The organism is Serratia sp. K-E0102 (assembly GCF_029962625.1).
GTDB lineage: Bacteria > Pseudomonadota > Gammaproteobacteria > Enterobacterales > Enterobacteriaceae > Serratia > Serratia sarumanii.
The window spans coordinates 1,468,210-1,481,169 of record NZ_CP124754.1; the positions used below are offsets into that span (position 1 = coordinate 1,468,210).

The window sequence follows — 12,960 nt, forward strand, 5'->3', positions numbered from 1 at the left end:
TTTTTTTATACACGGGAGAAAGCATGAGATTAAACCTGGAAGCGCTGCTGATTTTGGACGCGCTGGACCGGCACGGATCTTTCGCCGCCGCGGCCGCCGCACTGTTTAAAACCCCTTCGGCACTCAGCTATATGGTGCAAAAGCTGGAGAACGATCTCGACATCACCCTGCTGGACCGCTCCGGCCACCGGGCGAAGTTCACCGATACCGGCAAGCTGATGCTGGAAAAAGGGCGGGTGTTGCTGCGGGCGGCGCAGGATCTGGAGCAGCAGGCGCGCTACGTGGAGAACGGCTGGGAAAGCGAGATCACGCTCGGGATCGATGCCTCCTTCCCGTTTGCCCGCCTGTTGCCGCTGATCGACGAGTTCTATCGGCAGCATCACCATACTCGGCTGCGTTTCAGCCACGAGGTGCTGGCCGGCTCCTGGGAATCGCTGGTTTACGGCTGCGCCGACATTATCATCGGCGCCATCTGCGAGCCGCCGTCGCGGGTGGGTTATGCGTTCAGCCGCCTGGGGCAGTTGGATTACGTGTTCGCCGTCGCGCCACAGCATCCGCTGGCGGCGCTGCCGGAACCGTTGCCGAAAGATGAGATCCGTCAGCACCGGGCGGTGGTGGTGCGCGATACCTCGCGGGTCAACGCGCCGCAGAGCCTGAACCTGCTGGAAGAACAGGATACGCTGACGGTCTTCGGCTTCGACGCCAAGCTGCAGGCGCAGTTGGCCGGGCTGGGCTGCGGCTATCTACCGCGTTCTCTGGCGGAACCTTACCTGAACAGCGGCGAACTGGTGGCGAAACGCGTTGAATCTGAGCGCTGCAGCGACGTTGCCTATTTCGGCTGGCGGGAAAGCGCCAGCGGTCTGGCAGCCAAGTGGTGGCGCGAGCGGCTGCAGCGTTACGCGGATGACGGCGAGGCTTACCCGGCGGCGCAGTGATCGCCGTCATATAAGGATTAACAACCCAATAAGGATATAGGGAATGAAAAAGACACTAGGCCTGTTGGCGCTGTTGCTGTTAAGCGGCTGCGGTGCCGGGCGTCAGGCCGGCATCCCGTTGCCGCAGCCGCAGGCCGAGGCGCAGGCCACGGCGCCGCTCAGCTATCCGGTGCGGGTGCATAACGCGGTGAGCCGCGAGCTGCGTTTGCCTGAACGCGCGCGCGGCCAACGCTGCACCATCAGCATTCGGCTGCGACCGGACGACGGCAAGCTGGCGAGCAGCAAGATCGTAAGAGGCGACGCGCCACTGTGCGCAGCGGCGAGCGCGGCGGTGCAGCGCGCGCAGTTTCCGCCGATGGCCAACGCCACCGAGTATGCGCTGTTCAACGCCGTGGTGCTCGATTTCGTTCCCTGAAGATGTGACCGACGGGCCGCCTGCGCGGCCCGTTTTTTCGCTTTTACGCGTACGCAACCCGCTGAATTTTCACTTAGCTTTGCCATTTTCGTTATTTTGAATGCCGCTACGGCTCACGGATACTGGGAGAAAATCTCTTACCGCGAGCCGCAGCATGTCCCACGCCCACTATTTGCACCCCGAACAGCGCGAACGAATCAGGCAGCTTTATCGGCGCCGGCATTGGCGGCTGGAGCTGCCCACCTGGGGGATCATGGCGGCGGTGTACGGCGGCTGGTTCGGCGTGGCGCTGGGGTGGCAAACGCTGGGCCCGTGGCTTGGCGCGCCGCTGCTGATCCTGCTGACCACCTGGTACATGTCGTTGCAGCACGAGCTGATCCACGGCCATCCGACGCGCTGGCCGCGCGTCAATCAGCTGTTCGGCCTGTTGCCGCTGGCGGTGTGGTATCCCTACGGGCTGTATCGCGATTCGCATCTGCGCCACCACCGCAACGACCACCTGACCGATCCGCACGAAGATCCCGAAAGCTATTACTTCAGCGCCGCGCAGTGGCGGCGCTATCCCCGGATGCTGCCGCTGCTGGCCGCCGTGCGCAATACGCTGATCGGCCGGGTGCTCCTTGGCCCGGCGCTGGATATCGCCGCGACCCTGGTCGGGGCGGTGAAAGCGCTTGCCGCTGGGGAGTGGCGCGCCTGGGCGAGGTGGTTGGTGCACCTGTCGCTGTTGGCGATGCTGCTCGACTGGCTGCAGGCGCAGGGTATCGGCGCGGCGTTTTACCTGCTGGCCATCAGCTACCCGGCGCTGGCGCTGACCAAGGTAAGATCGTTTTTTGAGCATCGCGCCGTGGACGCACCGCAGGCACGTTCTATTATTAATGAGGCGGGTTGGCCGTGGCGGCTGCTGTTTCTCAATCTGAACTATCATTTAGTGCATCACGATCTGCCCGGCCTGCCCTGGTATGGTTTGCGCGAAGTCTATCTGGCGGAGCGCGAGGCGTACCAGCGTCGCAGTCAGGGATTTGTCGCGCAGGGCTACGGCGAGTGGCTGCGCGATTACGCCCTGACGCCGATCGACGTCGGCGTGCATCCGTTGCGCGCCGGTGAACCGCAGGGGGAGGGCGATGCCCTGCCGACGGAAAAATTTATTGCGCGCTGGAAGCGCGTTTCTCAGGATTTTCCAACCTAACCGGCCCATGAGCCGGAAAACGTATAACCAGAGGAAAAGTATGGCAATCACCTTATCACGCGGACGTTCCTTTGCCGTCGCGCTGGCCCTGCTGGCCACCGGCGGTCTGGCGCAGGCGGCCGACTCGGTGCGCGTCGGCTCCAAGATCGACACCGAAGGTTCGCTGCTCGGCAACATCATCGTGCAGGTGCTGGAAGCCAACGGCATCCAGACCACCAACAAGCTGCAGCTCGGCACCACCAAGGTGCTGCGCGGCGCCATCACCTCCGGTGAGATCGACATCTACCCGGAATACACCGGCAACGGCGCGTTTTTCTTCTCCGATGAGAAAGATCCGGCGTGGAAGAACGCCCAGGCCGGTTTCGAGAAGGTGAAGCAACTCGACTACGACAAAAACAAAATCGTCTGGTTGGACGCTGCGCCGGCCAACAACACCTGGACCATCGCCATTCGCCAGGACGTGGCGGAGGCCAATCACCTGAAGACGCTGTCGGATCTCGGCAAGTGGATCAACGGCGGCGGCAAGTTCAAGCTGGCGGCCTCGGCGGAATTTATCGAGCGGCCGGATGCGCTGCCGGCGTTCCAGAATGCCTACGGCTTCAAGCTGAATCAGGATCAGCTGCTGTCCCTGGCCGGCGGCGATACGGCGGTGACCATCAAGGCGGCGGCGGAGCAGACCTCCGGCGTCAACGCGGCGATGGCCTACGGCACCGATGGCCCGGTGGCGGCGCTGGGGCTGCAGACGCTGGCTGATCCGAAAGGCGTACAGCCGATCTACGCGCCGGCGCCGATCGTGCGCGAAGCGGCCCTGAAGGCGCACGCCAATCTGCCTGAGCTGCTGAAGCCGGTGTTCGCCTCGCTGGACGGGCCGACGCTGCAAAAACTCAACGCGCAGATCGCCGTGGAAGGCCAGGACGCCAAACAGGTGGCGGCCGCTTACCTGAAAGAGAAAGGGTTTGTTAAGGGATAATGCCGAGGTGCCCCCTCTGCCGTCGGGAGAGGGGGTAAACCGAGGGAACCGGAGCGTTTCTTTGACTATCGCCGTAAAACATCGCGTCTTGTTGACGCTGTTCATGCTGTTGCTGCTGGCCGCGTTCGGCCTGCCGTTCCTCAGTTATGCCCCCAATCGCCTGTTGTCGGGCAAAAGCCTCTCCTTGTTCTCCCTGCTGCACGGCCCGAGGCTGTGGCTGCTGTTGCCGCTGGCGGCATTGGCGATCCTCAGCCTGTTGCCGCCGACGCGGGGACGGGCGCTGCTGGCGGCGCTGGCCGCCTGCGGGGTGCTGACGCTGGCCTTCTGGATCAGCGGGCAGGCCGCCGGGCGTCTGGCGCAGGAGGGATCGCGCCTGGCGCGCACCTCCTGGGGCAGCGGATGCTGGCTGACGATGGCGCTGAGCCTGCTGATCGCCGCCGACGCCATGGCGCGCATCACCGCGTCGCACCTGTGGCGCATGCTGGGCAACGCGCTGGTGCTGGTGCCGCCGGCGCTGCTGCTGTTCGGGCATCAGCTCGATCAGCTGTCGCTGCTGAAGGAGTACCACAATCGCCAGGAGGTGTTTGACGCCGCGCTGCTGCAGCACCTGACCATTCTGCTGGCGACGATGGCGCCAGCGCTGGCGATCGGCGTGCCGCTCGGGGTGCTGTGTTTTCGCTCCGAGCGCTGGCAGCGGCCGATTTTCTCCGCGCTGAACATTATCCAGACCGTGCCGTCCATTGCGCTGTTCGGCCTGCTGATCGCGCCGTTGGCGGGGCTGGCGACGGCGGTGCCCTGGCTGGCGGAACACGGCGTCAGCGGCATCGGCATGGCGCCGGCGATCGTGGCGCTGGTGCTGTACGCGCTGTTGCCGCTGGTGCGCAGCGTGGTGGCGGGGCTGCAAAGCGTGCCGGCGGGGGTGATAGAATCCGCCACCGGCATGGGGCTGACGCGCGGGCAGATCTTCCTGCGCGTGCAGCTGCCGTTGGCGCTGCCGCTGTTCCTGACCGGCGTGCGCATTCTGGCGGTGCAAACCGTCGGCATGGCGGTGGTGGCGGCGCTGATCGGCGCCGGCGGCTTTGGCGCCATCGTCTTTCAGGGGCTGCTCAGCAGCGCGCTGGATCTGGTTCTGCTGGGGGTGATCCCGGTGGTCATGATGGCGATCATCGTCGATTCGCTGTTTAAATTTTGGGTTTCAATCCTGGACGTATCGCGCCGATGATTCACTTTGAGCAAGTCAGCAAAATTTTTCAGGGCAAGCCGGCGGTAGACGATCTCACGCTGCACATCGCCGAGGGCGAATTCACCGTGTTGATCGGCACTTCGGGTTCCGGCAAGTCCACGACGTTAAAAATGATCAATCGCCTGATCGAGCACGATCGGGGCAAGATTCTCTTTGCCGGCGAAGAGATCCAGTCGTTCAAACCGCAGGATCTGCGGCGGCGCATGGGCTATGCGATCCAATCGATCGGCCTGTTTCCGCACTGGACGGTGGAGGAAAACATCGCCACCGTGCCGCAGCTGCTGAAATGGCCGCGCGCGCGCATTCGCGATCGGGTAACCGAACTGCTGGAGCTGTTGCATCTGGAGCCGGATCTGTTTCGCCGTCGCTATCCGCACCAGCTGTCCGGCGGGCAGCAGCAACGGGTAGGGGTGGCGCGCGCGCTGGCCGCCGATCCCGAGGTGTTGCTGATGGACGAACCGTTCGGCGCGCTGGATCCGGTCACCCGCGCGGCGTTGCAGGCGGAGATCGCGCGCATCCATCAGCTCTCCGGCCGCACTATCGTGTTGGTGACGCACGACATCGACGAGGCGCTGGGCTTGGCGGATCGCCTGGTGCTGCTCGATCAGGGGCGGGTGGTGCAACAGGGCACGCCGCTGGCGCTGCTGACCGCGCCGGCCAATGACTTCGTGCGGGACTTCTTCGGGCGCAGCGATCGCGGCATCAAGCTGCTGTCGCTGGGAACGGTGGCGGAGCGAGTGCGGCCCGGCGCCGCCGAGGGCGAGCCGATCGCCGCCGCCATGAGCCTGCGGGAGGCGCTGTCGGTGTTTGTGGCGCGCGGCAGCGACTGCCTGCCGGTGGTGGATGAACGGGGCGAAGCGTTGGGGGTGTTGCACTTCAACGATCTGATCGCCGGGCAGGCGCTGTCATGAGCGGGCGCATCTGGCGCCTGCTGCGCGATCCGCTGCCCTGGACGCTGGCGCTGCTGTTGGCGCTGGTGTTCGGCATGGATCATCTGCGCGGCCTGTTTGCCGCCTGGTTCCCCGATCTGGAGCGGCCCATTTATCAGCAGGACAGCTTTATTGCGCTGGTGGGGGCGCACCTGTCGCTGGTGGCGATCTCCAGCCTGATCGCGGTGGCTCTCGGCGTGGCGGCCGGCGTGGCGGTAACCCGGCGCAGCGGCCGGGAGTTTCGTTCGCTGGTGGAAACGGTGGTGGCGGTGGGGCAGACCTTCCCGCCGGTAGCGGTGCTGGCGGTAGCGGTGCCGGTGATGGGCTTCAGCGAACAGCCGGCGATCATTGCGCTGGTGCTGTACGGCCTGCTGCCGATCCTGCAGGGCACGCTGGCGGGCATCGAATCGGTGCCGCCCGCCACGCGCGAGATTGCCCGCGGCGTGGGGATGAGCGCCTGGCAAATCCTGTGGCGGGTCGAATTGCCGCTGGCGGCGCCGGTGATCGTCGCCGGGATCCGCACGTCGGTGATCATCAACATCGGCACGGCGGCCATCGCTTCCACCGTCGGCACCAAGACCCTCGGCTCGCCGATCATCATCGGTCTGAGCGGCTTTAACACCGCCTATGTGATCCAGGGCGCGGCGGTGGTGGCATTGTTGGCTATTATCACCGATATGCTGTTCGAACGTTGGGTGCGTTATCTCACCGCCTGGCGTCAGCAGACGCTGGCGACCACTCCGGCGGGGTAAGGGGGAAATGATGCAGGTGTCTCTACCGATGTACGGCGTTGGCCGGGAGCAGGCCGAATCTTTCTGGCAGGTATTGCGCGACAAGCTGCTGCGCCTGGGGCTGCCGGCGGCGCCGGAGCGGCTCAGTTGGCCGGACGATTTGGCGCAGCACTGGCGGCGCGACGATCTGCTGCTCAGCCAAACCTGCGGTTATCCGTTGGTCGGCACTCTGCCGCAGGTGCAGCTGATCGGCACCTACCATTATCGGGTTGAGGGGTGCGACGGGCCGAATTACCGCAGCTGGCTGGTGGTGCGCGCGGGCGACCCCGGCGAACGGTTGGCGGATTTTCGCGGCCGGACGGCGGCCTATAACAGCACCGATTCCCAATCCGGCTACAACGGCCTGCGCGCGCTGATCGCGCCGCTGGCGCAGGACGGGAAATTCTTCGGTGCGGCGATTGCCTCCGGCGCGCATTATCAGTCGCTGAAGCTGATCCGCAGCGGGCAGGCGGATATCGCCGCCATCGATGCGATCAGCATGGAACTGCTGCGCCGGGCGCAGCCGCAGGCGCTGGAGGGGCTGAAAATCATCGGCCGCACGGCAGCGGTGCCCGGTCTGCCGCTGATCACCGCGGCGGGTACGCCGCCGGAACAGGTGGAAATCCTGCGCGCCGGCGCCCGGGCGATGCTGGATGAGGCGGTCAGCGACCGCCTGCTGATCGGCGATTTCAGCCTGGTGCCACGTTCGGCCTACCAGATTATCACCGTGCTGGAACAGCAGGCCGCCGCGCAGGGCGTGACGGCGCTCTAGCCGCCGTTACAGCAGGGCGTCGCCGTCGATGTCGATCGCGCTGCCGGTGACGAAGCCGTTCTCCATCGCCAGCAGGTAACCTGCCGCGCGTCGGCCTGCATCAGGCGCAGCGCGTCGTTTTTCTCCCCGGCGTGGGGAAGGCGGCTATGGCGCGGTGAGGAACTGCTCGAAGTGCCTGGTGCCCGCATCGCTCGCCGGTGTCGGAACGCGTCAGGCGGCTGCAGCGCTTTTTACAGCTGCGCTGCCAGCGCTGGCTGGACGATCACTTGGCCTGAAGGGTTTCGGTTTGCGCCGGCGTGGCGGCGGCATCCCCGGCAGGCGCGCTTTCTTCGTGCGGGGTGGTGGAACGGGTGTAGATGTTCAGCCCGGCGAGGAATACGCCGCCCAAAGAACCGAAGGCGCACAGGGCGATGACGATGACGAACGCTTTTTTCAGCATAGGAATAATTTCGCAGGTTGCTTGGAACAGCGGGAATTATAGCCCCTTCGCCGAGTGAAACAAGAATCGTTTTTAACGGCGGCCCGCAGACCGCCCTTTGCGATCGCTACCGTTCGCTGTCGATGGCCTGCACGCGGGCCGGGCGGGCGAACAGGTATTTTCCCAGCGTCACCAGCACCACCGCCGCCACGATGATCACCAGCGCCAGCCACTCGCGCGGCGCCAGCGATTCGCCGGCAAAGCCGATGCCGAGCAGCACCGCCACCACCGGGTTGACGTAGGCGTAGCTGGTGGCGACCGCCGGGCGCACGTTCTTCAACAAGAACATATAGGCGCTGATCGCCAGCATCGAGCCGAAGACGATCAGATAGCCCAGCGCCAGAAAGCCGCCGGTGCTCGGCATCTGAGTCAGACGCTCGCCGCTCAGCTGACTGGCTGCCAATAACACCACGCCGGCGACCAGCATTTCCGCCGCGCCGGCCATCGGCCCGGCCGGCAGCGAGATGCGCGATCCCAGTACCGACCCGAAGGCCCAGCTGGCCGACGCCAGCAAAATCAGCAGCGCGCCGGTCGGGTTGCCCACCAGGTTGTTGCCGGTATTAAGCAGCACGATGCCCACCAGACCGAGCGCGATGCCGGCCCATTCCAGTTTGGTGTTGCGCATCCCCCACAGCAGGCTGAAGCAGAGGGTGAACAGCGGCACCGTCGCCACCATCACCGCGGCGATGCCGGACGGCACGTGTTGGTGCTCCGCCACCGTCACCAGGCCGTTGCCCACCGCCAGCAGCAGAATGCCGATGGCGCCGGCGGCCAGCCACTGCTTCGGCGTCGGCAGCGCGTGGCCGCGCCAGGCCAGGAAACTGAACAGCAGGATACCGGCAACCAGAAAGCGAATGCCGGCCATCATCAGCGGCGGCCACTGCGCGACGCCGAGGCGAATGACGAAATAGGTGGAACCCCAAACGATATATAACGTGAACAACGCCCCGATCAACGGCAGGACGCTACGGCTTTGTTGGCTAAGCATAGGGATATGTTTTTGCAGGGGTGATTATTATTAGAACGCTCAGTAAACCCGATCGGGCAACCGATAAGCAATGGCTTTCGGCATTATTTTTCCCGGCCGCCGCCCGCCGTTCAGCTGTCCCGCCGCTTCCACTGCAGCCAGCTGACGGCCGGCAGGTAAATCGACCATCCGACGGCCAGCAGCAGCAGCATGAACTCCGGCGGCACGCCGGGCAGCAACGCGTCCAGCTTCCAGGACACGGCGTAGGCGAAGGGGCCGACGGCGGCGCCCAGCACCGCCAGCGGCCAGGGGGCCGCTCTGACCACGTCCAGCAGCCAATACCACCAGCAGCCGAAGCCGATCCACAGCGCGATGGTCCAGAGCGGCAGGCCGTGTTGCCCGCTGTAGTGCAGCACGCCGCTGTAGCTCCACAGCCCATCCATGCCGATACCGCCCAGGGCGGCCAGGGCCGCGCCTTTGCGGCGGGCGGCCGGGGTAAAGATCAGCGCCAGCGCCGCGCCGGCCAGCAGGATGCCGTTGAGCCGATCGCGAGTCAGCAGCGCCAGCAGCCAGCAGACGCCCAGTCCCAGCGTCGCCAGCCAGAATCCGGCATGCGGCTTCTTCATCGTTCAACTCCCGTGGGGTTACTCTGCCGCTGCGCGCCAGGCGCCGGCGGATTTCTCAGAGCGGGCGCGAGGCCCGCTGTTGGTCTGAATATGCGTTAATTCAACCTTAGAAGGGAAGGTGCGGGATGCACAAGCAGAATAATCTGTACCGGTTGAAAACGCGGGCAAAAACCGGCATTACAGGAGCGAAATCCGGTAGGCGCAGCGGCGCGAGCCGGCCAGAATGTGTTCGGCGCGCTCCACCTGCGCCTGCAGCACTTCGGTGAAGATGCTCAGCTCCGCCCGGCAGAAGCCCTGGCAGACGGTGGCGGCGGCGCAGATCGGGCAGTGGTTTTCCACCAGCAGATAGGAACCGTCTTCCTCCTGACGCCATTCGGCCATATAGCCTTCGCGGCAGCGGATTTCGGTCAGGCGCGCCACGCGCTCCTGCAGATCGGCGGCGCCGATCATCGCCTGCTTGTAGTTGATGCGGTTTTCCTGCTCGCGGGTCTCGATCAGCACATCGAGCGCCTGTTCGCCCAGCTTGTCGCGCACGGTGCGCAGCAGCTGCACCGTCAGATCCGCATGGGTGTCGGGAAAGCGCGCGTTGCCGGCCGAGGTCAAATGCCACAGCTGCACCGGGCGGCCTACGCCGCGCGTTTCCGCCACCGCTTCGACCAGCCCCTCTTTCGCCAGCTTGACGAACTGCTGGCGGGCCGCCTCACCGGTGGTGCCGAGCACCTTTCCTGCGTCAGAAGCTTGCTGCGGGCCGCGGGTTTTCAATAGCGTCAGCAAGCGGTCACTGACCGATTGTGCGGTGCCGCCGCTATTTTCCAAGTTTATTCTTGACATATTTCTCCGCCTCGCCCTAACTTATTCCAAGATAACTCTTGTTAAATTTAACGCAATCTTATGACCAACTCAATGCCATTCCTCTGAAAACAGGACGACAACCGTGATAACCCATGACGATAGCCGCTGGAGCGACCTTTTCTCCGGCAAAAATGCGGCCAGTGCGATCGCGCTTTCGCTCGGCGTGGCGCTGCATGCCATCAATATTCTGGTCGCCACCACCATTCTGCCCTCGGTGGTGCAGGATATCGGCGGTCTGGATCTCTACGCCTGGAACACCACGCTGTTCGTGGTGGCGTCGATCCTCGGTTCCGCGCTGTCGGCCCGGCTGCTCAGCGGCTACGGCGCGCGCAGCGCCTATCTGGTGGCTTCGCTGTTCTTCATCGCCGGGGCGGCGCTGTGCGCGCTGGCGCCGAGCATGCCGGTGATGCTGATCGGCCGTACGGTGCAGGGCTTCGGCGGCGGGCTGATCTTTGCGCTCTCCTACGCGATGATCAACCTGGTGTTCGAGCAGCGATTGTGGCCGCGCGCCATGGCGCTCATCTCGGCGATGTGGGGCATCGCCACCCTGGTGGGGCCGGCGGTGGGCGGCATTTTCGCCGAGCTGAACGCCTGGCGTTGGGCCTTCGGCATTCTGCTGCCGATCATGGCGCTGTACGCCGCATTTACCTTCCTGATCCTGCCCAAGGGTAAAGCGCAGCAGGCGGCCGCGCCGTTGCCGACTGCGCAGCTGCTGTTGCTGACCGTGGCGGTGCTGGCGGTGTCCGCCGGCAGTCTGGCGCACAGCGCCTGGATCAACCTGGCGGGCATCGCGCTCTCGCTGGTGCTGATGGCCTGGCTGCTGAAGCGCGAAGCGCACTCGCGCGCCCGCCTGTTGCCGCACGGCGCGCTGCGGCGCGGCTCATCGCTGGCGGCGCTCTACATCACGACCGCGTTGCTGGTGATCGGCATGACCAGCGAGATCTTCGTGCCCTATTTTCTGCAGCTGCTGCACGGCCAGTCGCCGCTGATCTCCGGCTATATTGCCGCCGCCATGGCCGCCGGCTGGACGCTGTCCGAGATCCTCAGCTCCGGTTGGCGCGGGGCGGGCATTCGCCGGGCGATCGTCAGCGGGCCGCTGTTTGTGCTGGTGGGGCTGCTGGCGCTGGCGATCCTGATGCCGGTGCCGTCCGGCGGCCACTGGCAGGCGCTGGCGCCGATCGTCATTGCGCTGTTGCTGGTGGGGTTCGGCATCGGCTTCGGCTGGCCGCACCTGCTGACGCGCATTTTGCAGGTGGCGCCCGAAGCGGACAAAGATATCGCCGGCGCTTCGATTACCACGGTGCAGCTGTTCGCCACCGCATTCGGTGCGGCGCTGGCCGGGATGATCGCCAATCTGGCGGGGCTGAACGATCCGGGCGGCGCGGCGGGCGCGGCGTCGGCGGCGCGCTGGCTGTTCCTGGCGTTCGCGCTGGCGCCGCTGCTGGCGGTATTCAGCGCCTGGCGCTGCGCGGCGATCGCGCCGCCGGGCGCCGAGACGGGCAATTTTGTACAAAACCCGCCCTCGCGCGAGTGCTAGAACGCTCCTCCTTCTTCGATAGTGTTTGCGGTGATAGTGGCGTTCTTGCTGCGCAGTATGCTGGCGGTGGTGTTGCTGAGCATGCTGATATTCATCGCGCTGCGCGGCATTTTTTAAAATCCGCTTGCCATATCTCTAATTTGAGATTATTTCTCTTATATGGGATTTCAAGGCGGAGTGTGAGCGATGGATAACGGTTTGGAGACTGCCGACCTGAGGTTGGCGCAGCGGCTGGCGGATTTGCGCCAGCAGCAGGGATGGTCGCTGGAAGAGTTGGCGCAGCGCACCGGCCTCAGCCGGGCGACGCTCTCGCGGGTGGAGCGCGCCGAAACCAGCCCGACGGCGTCGCTGCTGAACCGGCTGTGCGCCGCCTACGGGTTGACCATGTCGCGCCTGTTGAGCGAAATCGAAGACGAACCGCCGGAGCTGTTGCGGCCGCCGCAACAGCCGGTATGGGTCGATCGCGCCAGCGGTTTCCACCGTCGCTCCGTTTCTCCTCCCGCCGCGCTGTATAAGGCCGAGTTTATCGAAGCCCGGCTCGATGCCGGCGCGCAGATTGATTACGACCTGCCGTCGATACCGGCGCTGGAGCATCACCTCTGGTTGCTGTCCGGGCAGCTGGAATTGACGCTGGAAGGGCGCGTTTTCCGGCTGTCGCCCGGCGACTGCCTGCGCTACCGCCTGTTCGGCGCGTCCCGTTTCCATGTTCCCGGCGATGAGCCGGCCCATTACACGCTCGTTATCTGCAGGCCATAGCCATGATTGAATTGCAACAGTGGGGCGCCGACGCGGCGCAAAGCGCCATGGACGACTTGGCCGAGATGCTGCACGCCAGCGTGGCGCACGGCGCCAGCATCGGTTTTGTCATGCCCTTTACGGTGGATCAGGCGCGGGCGTTTTGGCAGGGGTTGCTGCCGGCCCTGGCGCGGGGAGAGCGCGCGATGCTGGTGGCGCTGGCGAACGGTCGGCCGGTTGGCGCCGTGCAGCTGCTGTTGGCGATGCCGGACAATGGCCGCCACCGGGCGGAAGTGGCCAAGCTGATGGTGCACCCGCAGGCGCGGCGGCAGGGCGTCGCCCGGCAGTTGATGCAGGAAGTGCAGGCGCTGGCGGCGCGTCATCGCCGCAGCCTGTTGGTGCTGGACACCCTGAGCGGCAGCGCGGCGCAGGGGTTGTACCGCCAATTGGGGTTCGAGGCGGCGGGCGACATTCCGCATTACGCCCGCGCCAGCGACGCCGGGGCGTTGGAAGCCACCTGCTATATGTACAAACTGCTGTGAGGC

15 protein-coding genes are annotated in these 12,960 nt (G+C 65.2%); 11 read left to right on the plus strand and 4 right to left on the minus strand.

Annotation, left to right across the window (positions count from 1 at the left end; translation table 11 throughout):
* The first annotated feature begins 23 nt into the window (after positions 1–23).
* From SSARUM2_RS07070 to SSARUM2_RS07105, 8 genes are all read left to right on the plus strand, one after another.
* A complete protein-coding gene (locus tag SSARUM2_RS07070; protein ID WP_033646934.1) occupies positions 24–935 on the plus strand; it encodes a LysR substrate-binding domain-containing protein in 912 nt (303 codons plus the stop codon).
* A gap of 43 nt (positions 936–978) precedes the next feature.
* Positions 979–1,350 (plus strand): cell envelope integrity protein TolA, encoded by a 372-nt coding sequence (locus SSARUM2_RS07075; RefSeq protein ID WP_060438953.1) that lies wholly within the window; start codon positions 979–981, stop codon positions 1,348–1,350.
* 154 nt (positions 1,351–1,504) lie between these two features.
* A complete protein-coding gene (locus SSARUM2_RS07080) occupies positions 1,505–2,536 on the plus strand; it encodes a fatty acid desaturase (protein WP_041034075.1) in 1,032 nt (343 codons plus the stop codon).
* A gap of 40 nt (positions 2,537–2,576) precedes the next feature.
* The gene (locus SSARUM2_RS07085) at positions 2,577–3,506 is read left to right on the plus strand and encodes an ABC transporter substrate-binding protein (protein WP_033637621.1); all 930 of its coding nucleotides are present in this window, start codon (positions 2,577–2,579) and stop codon (positions 3,504–3,506) included.
* Positions 3,507–3,567: 61 nt separating this feature from the next.
* Entirely contained in the window at positions 3,568–4,728 is a 1,161-nt protein-coding gene (locus SSARUM2_RS07090; protein WP_060438952.1) for an ABC transporter permease, read from the plus strand.
* Positions 4,725–5,660 carry an ABC transporter ATP-binding protein gene (locus SSARUM2_RS07095; RefSeq protein ID WP_033637623.1) on the plus strand — a complete coding sequence of 312 codons (936 nt, stop codon included), beginning with the start codon at positions 4,725–4,727 and terminating at the stop codon, positions 5,658–5,660. The genes SSARUM2_RS07090 and SSARUM2_RS07095 overlap by 4 nt, the downstream gene beginning before the upstream one ends.
* On the plus strand, positions 5,657–6,430 hold the full coding sequence (locus tag SSARUM2_RS07100; protein WP_033637624.1) for an ABC transporter permease: 774 nt from the start codon (positions 5,657–5,659) through the stop codon (positions 6,428–6,430). Before SSARUM2_RS07095 ends, SSARUM2_RS07100 begins: the two co-directional genes overlap by 4 nt.
* Positions 6,431–6,458: 28 nt before the next feature.
* Positions 6,459–7,220 carry a PhnD/SsuA/transferrin family substrate-binding protein gene (locus SSARUM2_RS07105; RefSeq protein WP_080435369.1) on the plus strand — a complete coding sequence of 254 codons (762 nt, stop codon included), beginning with the start codon at positions 6,459–6,461 and terminating at the stop codon, positions 7,218–7,220.
* Positions 7,221–7,482: 262 nt separating this feature from the next.
* Here SSARUM2_RS07105 and SSARUM2_RS07110 read toward each other — a convergent pair whose 3' ends face one another.
* From SSARUM2_RS07110 to SSARUM2_RS07125, 4 genes are all read right to left on the minus strand, one after another.
* Positions 7,483–7,659, minus strand: a complete 177-nt coding sequence (locus SSARUM2_RS07110; protein ID WP_016928550.1) for a hypothetical protein — start codon at positions 7,657–7,659, stop codon at positions 7,483–7,485.
* A 106-nt stretch (positions 7,660–7,765) separates the two neighbouring features.
* Complete coding sequence (gene yedA / locus SSARUM2_RS07115) at positions 7,766–8,686, minus strand: drug/metabolite exporter YedA (RefSeq protein WP_041034079.1); 921 nt, start codon at positions 8,684–8,686, stop codon at positions 7,766–7,768.
* A gap of 110 nt (positions 8,687–8,796) precedes the next feature.
* The gene (locus SSARUM2_RS07120) at positions 8,797–9,291 is read right to left on the minus strand and encodes a DUF2878 domain-containing protein (RefSeq protein ID WP_033637629.1); all 495 of its coding nucleotides are present in this window, start codon (positions 9,289–9,291) and stop codon (positions 8,797–8,799) included.
* 177 nt (positions 9,292–9,468) lie between these two features.
* Positions 9,469–10,122, minus strand: a complete 654-nt coding sequence (locus tag SSARUM2_RS07125) for a metalloregulator ArsR/SmtB family transcription factor (protein WP_033637630.1) — start codon at positions 10,120–10,122, stop codon at positions 9,469–9,471.
* 103 nt (positions 10,123–10,225) lie between these two features.
* On the opposite strand from SSARUM2_RS07125, the gene SSARUM2_RS07130 reads away from it, so the two are divergent.
* From SSARUM2_RS07130 to SSARUM2_RS07140, 3 genes are all read left to right on the plus strand, one after another.
* The gene (locus SSARUM2_RS07130) at positions 10,226–11,680 is read left to right on the plus strand and encodes an MFS transporter (protein WP_033637631.1); all 1,455 of its coding nucleotides are present in this window, start codon (positions 10,226–10,228) and stop codon (positions 11,678–11,680) included.
* Between the two features lie 186 nt (positions 11,681–11,866).
* Complete coding sequence (locus tag SSARUM2_RS07135) at positions 11,867–12,436, plus strand: XRE family transcriptional regulator (RefSeq protein ID WP_033646915.1); 570 nt, start codon at positions 11,867–11,869, stop codon at positions 12,434–12,436.
* Positions 12,437–12,438: 2 nt separating this feature from the next.
* Entirely contained in the window at positions 12,439–12,957 is a 519-nt protein-coding gene (locus SSARUM2_RS07140) for a GNAT family N-acetyltransferase (protein WP_060438950.1), read from the plus strand.
* The last annotated feature ends 3 nt before the right edge of the window (positions 12,958–12,960 follow it).

Excerpts from the sequence above, each read along its gene's own strand:
- SSARUM2_RS07070 (WP_033646934.1), top strand. The coding sequence starts at position 24 with ATGAGATTAAACCTGGAAGCGCTGCTGATTTTGGACGCGCTGGACCGG.
- SSARUM2_RS07075 (WP_060438953.1), top strand. The coding sequence starts at position 979 with ATGAAAAAGACACTAGGCCTGTTGGCGCTGTTGCTGTTAAGCGGCTGC.
- SSARUM2_RS07080 (WP_041034075.1), top strand. The coding sequence starts at position 1,505 with ATGTCCCACGCCCACTATTTGCACCCCGAACAGCGCGAACGAATCAGG.
- SSARUM2_RS07085 (WP_033637621.1), top strand. The coding sequence starts at position 2,577 with ATGGCAATCACCTTATCACGCGGACGTTCCTTTGCCGTCGCGCTGGCC.
- SSARUM2_RS07095 (WP_033637623.1), top strand. The coding sequence starts at position 4,725 with ATGATTCACTTTGAGCAAGTCAGCAAAATTTTTCAGGGCAAGCCGGCG.
- SSARUM2_RS07100 (WP_033637624.1), top strand. The coding sequence starts at position 5,657 with ATGAGCGGGCGCATCTGGCGCCTGCTGCGCGATCCGCTGCCCTGGACG.
- SSARUM2_RS07105 (WP_080435369.1), top strand. The coding sequence starts at position 6,459 with ATGTACGGCGTTGGCCGGGAGCAGGCCGAATCTTTCTGGCAGGTATTG.
- SSARUM2_RS07110 (WP_016928550.1), bottom strand. The coding sequence starts at position 7,659 with ATGCTGAAAAAAGCGTTCGTCATCGTCATCGCCCTGTGCGCCTTCGGT.
- yedA (WP_041034079.1), bottom strand. The coding sequence starts at position 8,686 with ATGCTTAGCCAACAAAGCCGTAGCGTCCTGCCGTTGATCGGGGCGTTG.
- SSARUM2_RS07120 (WP_033637629.1), bottom strand. The coding sequence starts at position 9,291 with ATGAAGAAGCCGCATGCCGGATTCTGGCTGGCGACGCTGGGACTGGGC.
- SSARUM2_RS07125 (WP_033637630.1), bottom strand. The coding sequence starts at position 10,122 with ATGTCAAGAATAAACTTGGAAAATAGCGGCGGCACCGCACAATCGGTC.
- SSARUM2_RS07135 (WP_033646915.1), top strand. The coding sequence starts at position 11,867 with ATGGATAACGGTTTGGAGACTGCCGACCTGAGGTTGGCGCAGCGGCTG.
- SSARUM2_RS07140 (WP_060438950.1), top strand. The coding sequence starts at position 12,439 with ATGATTGAATTGCAACAGTGGGGCGCCGACGCGGCGCAAAGCGCCATG.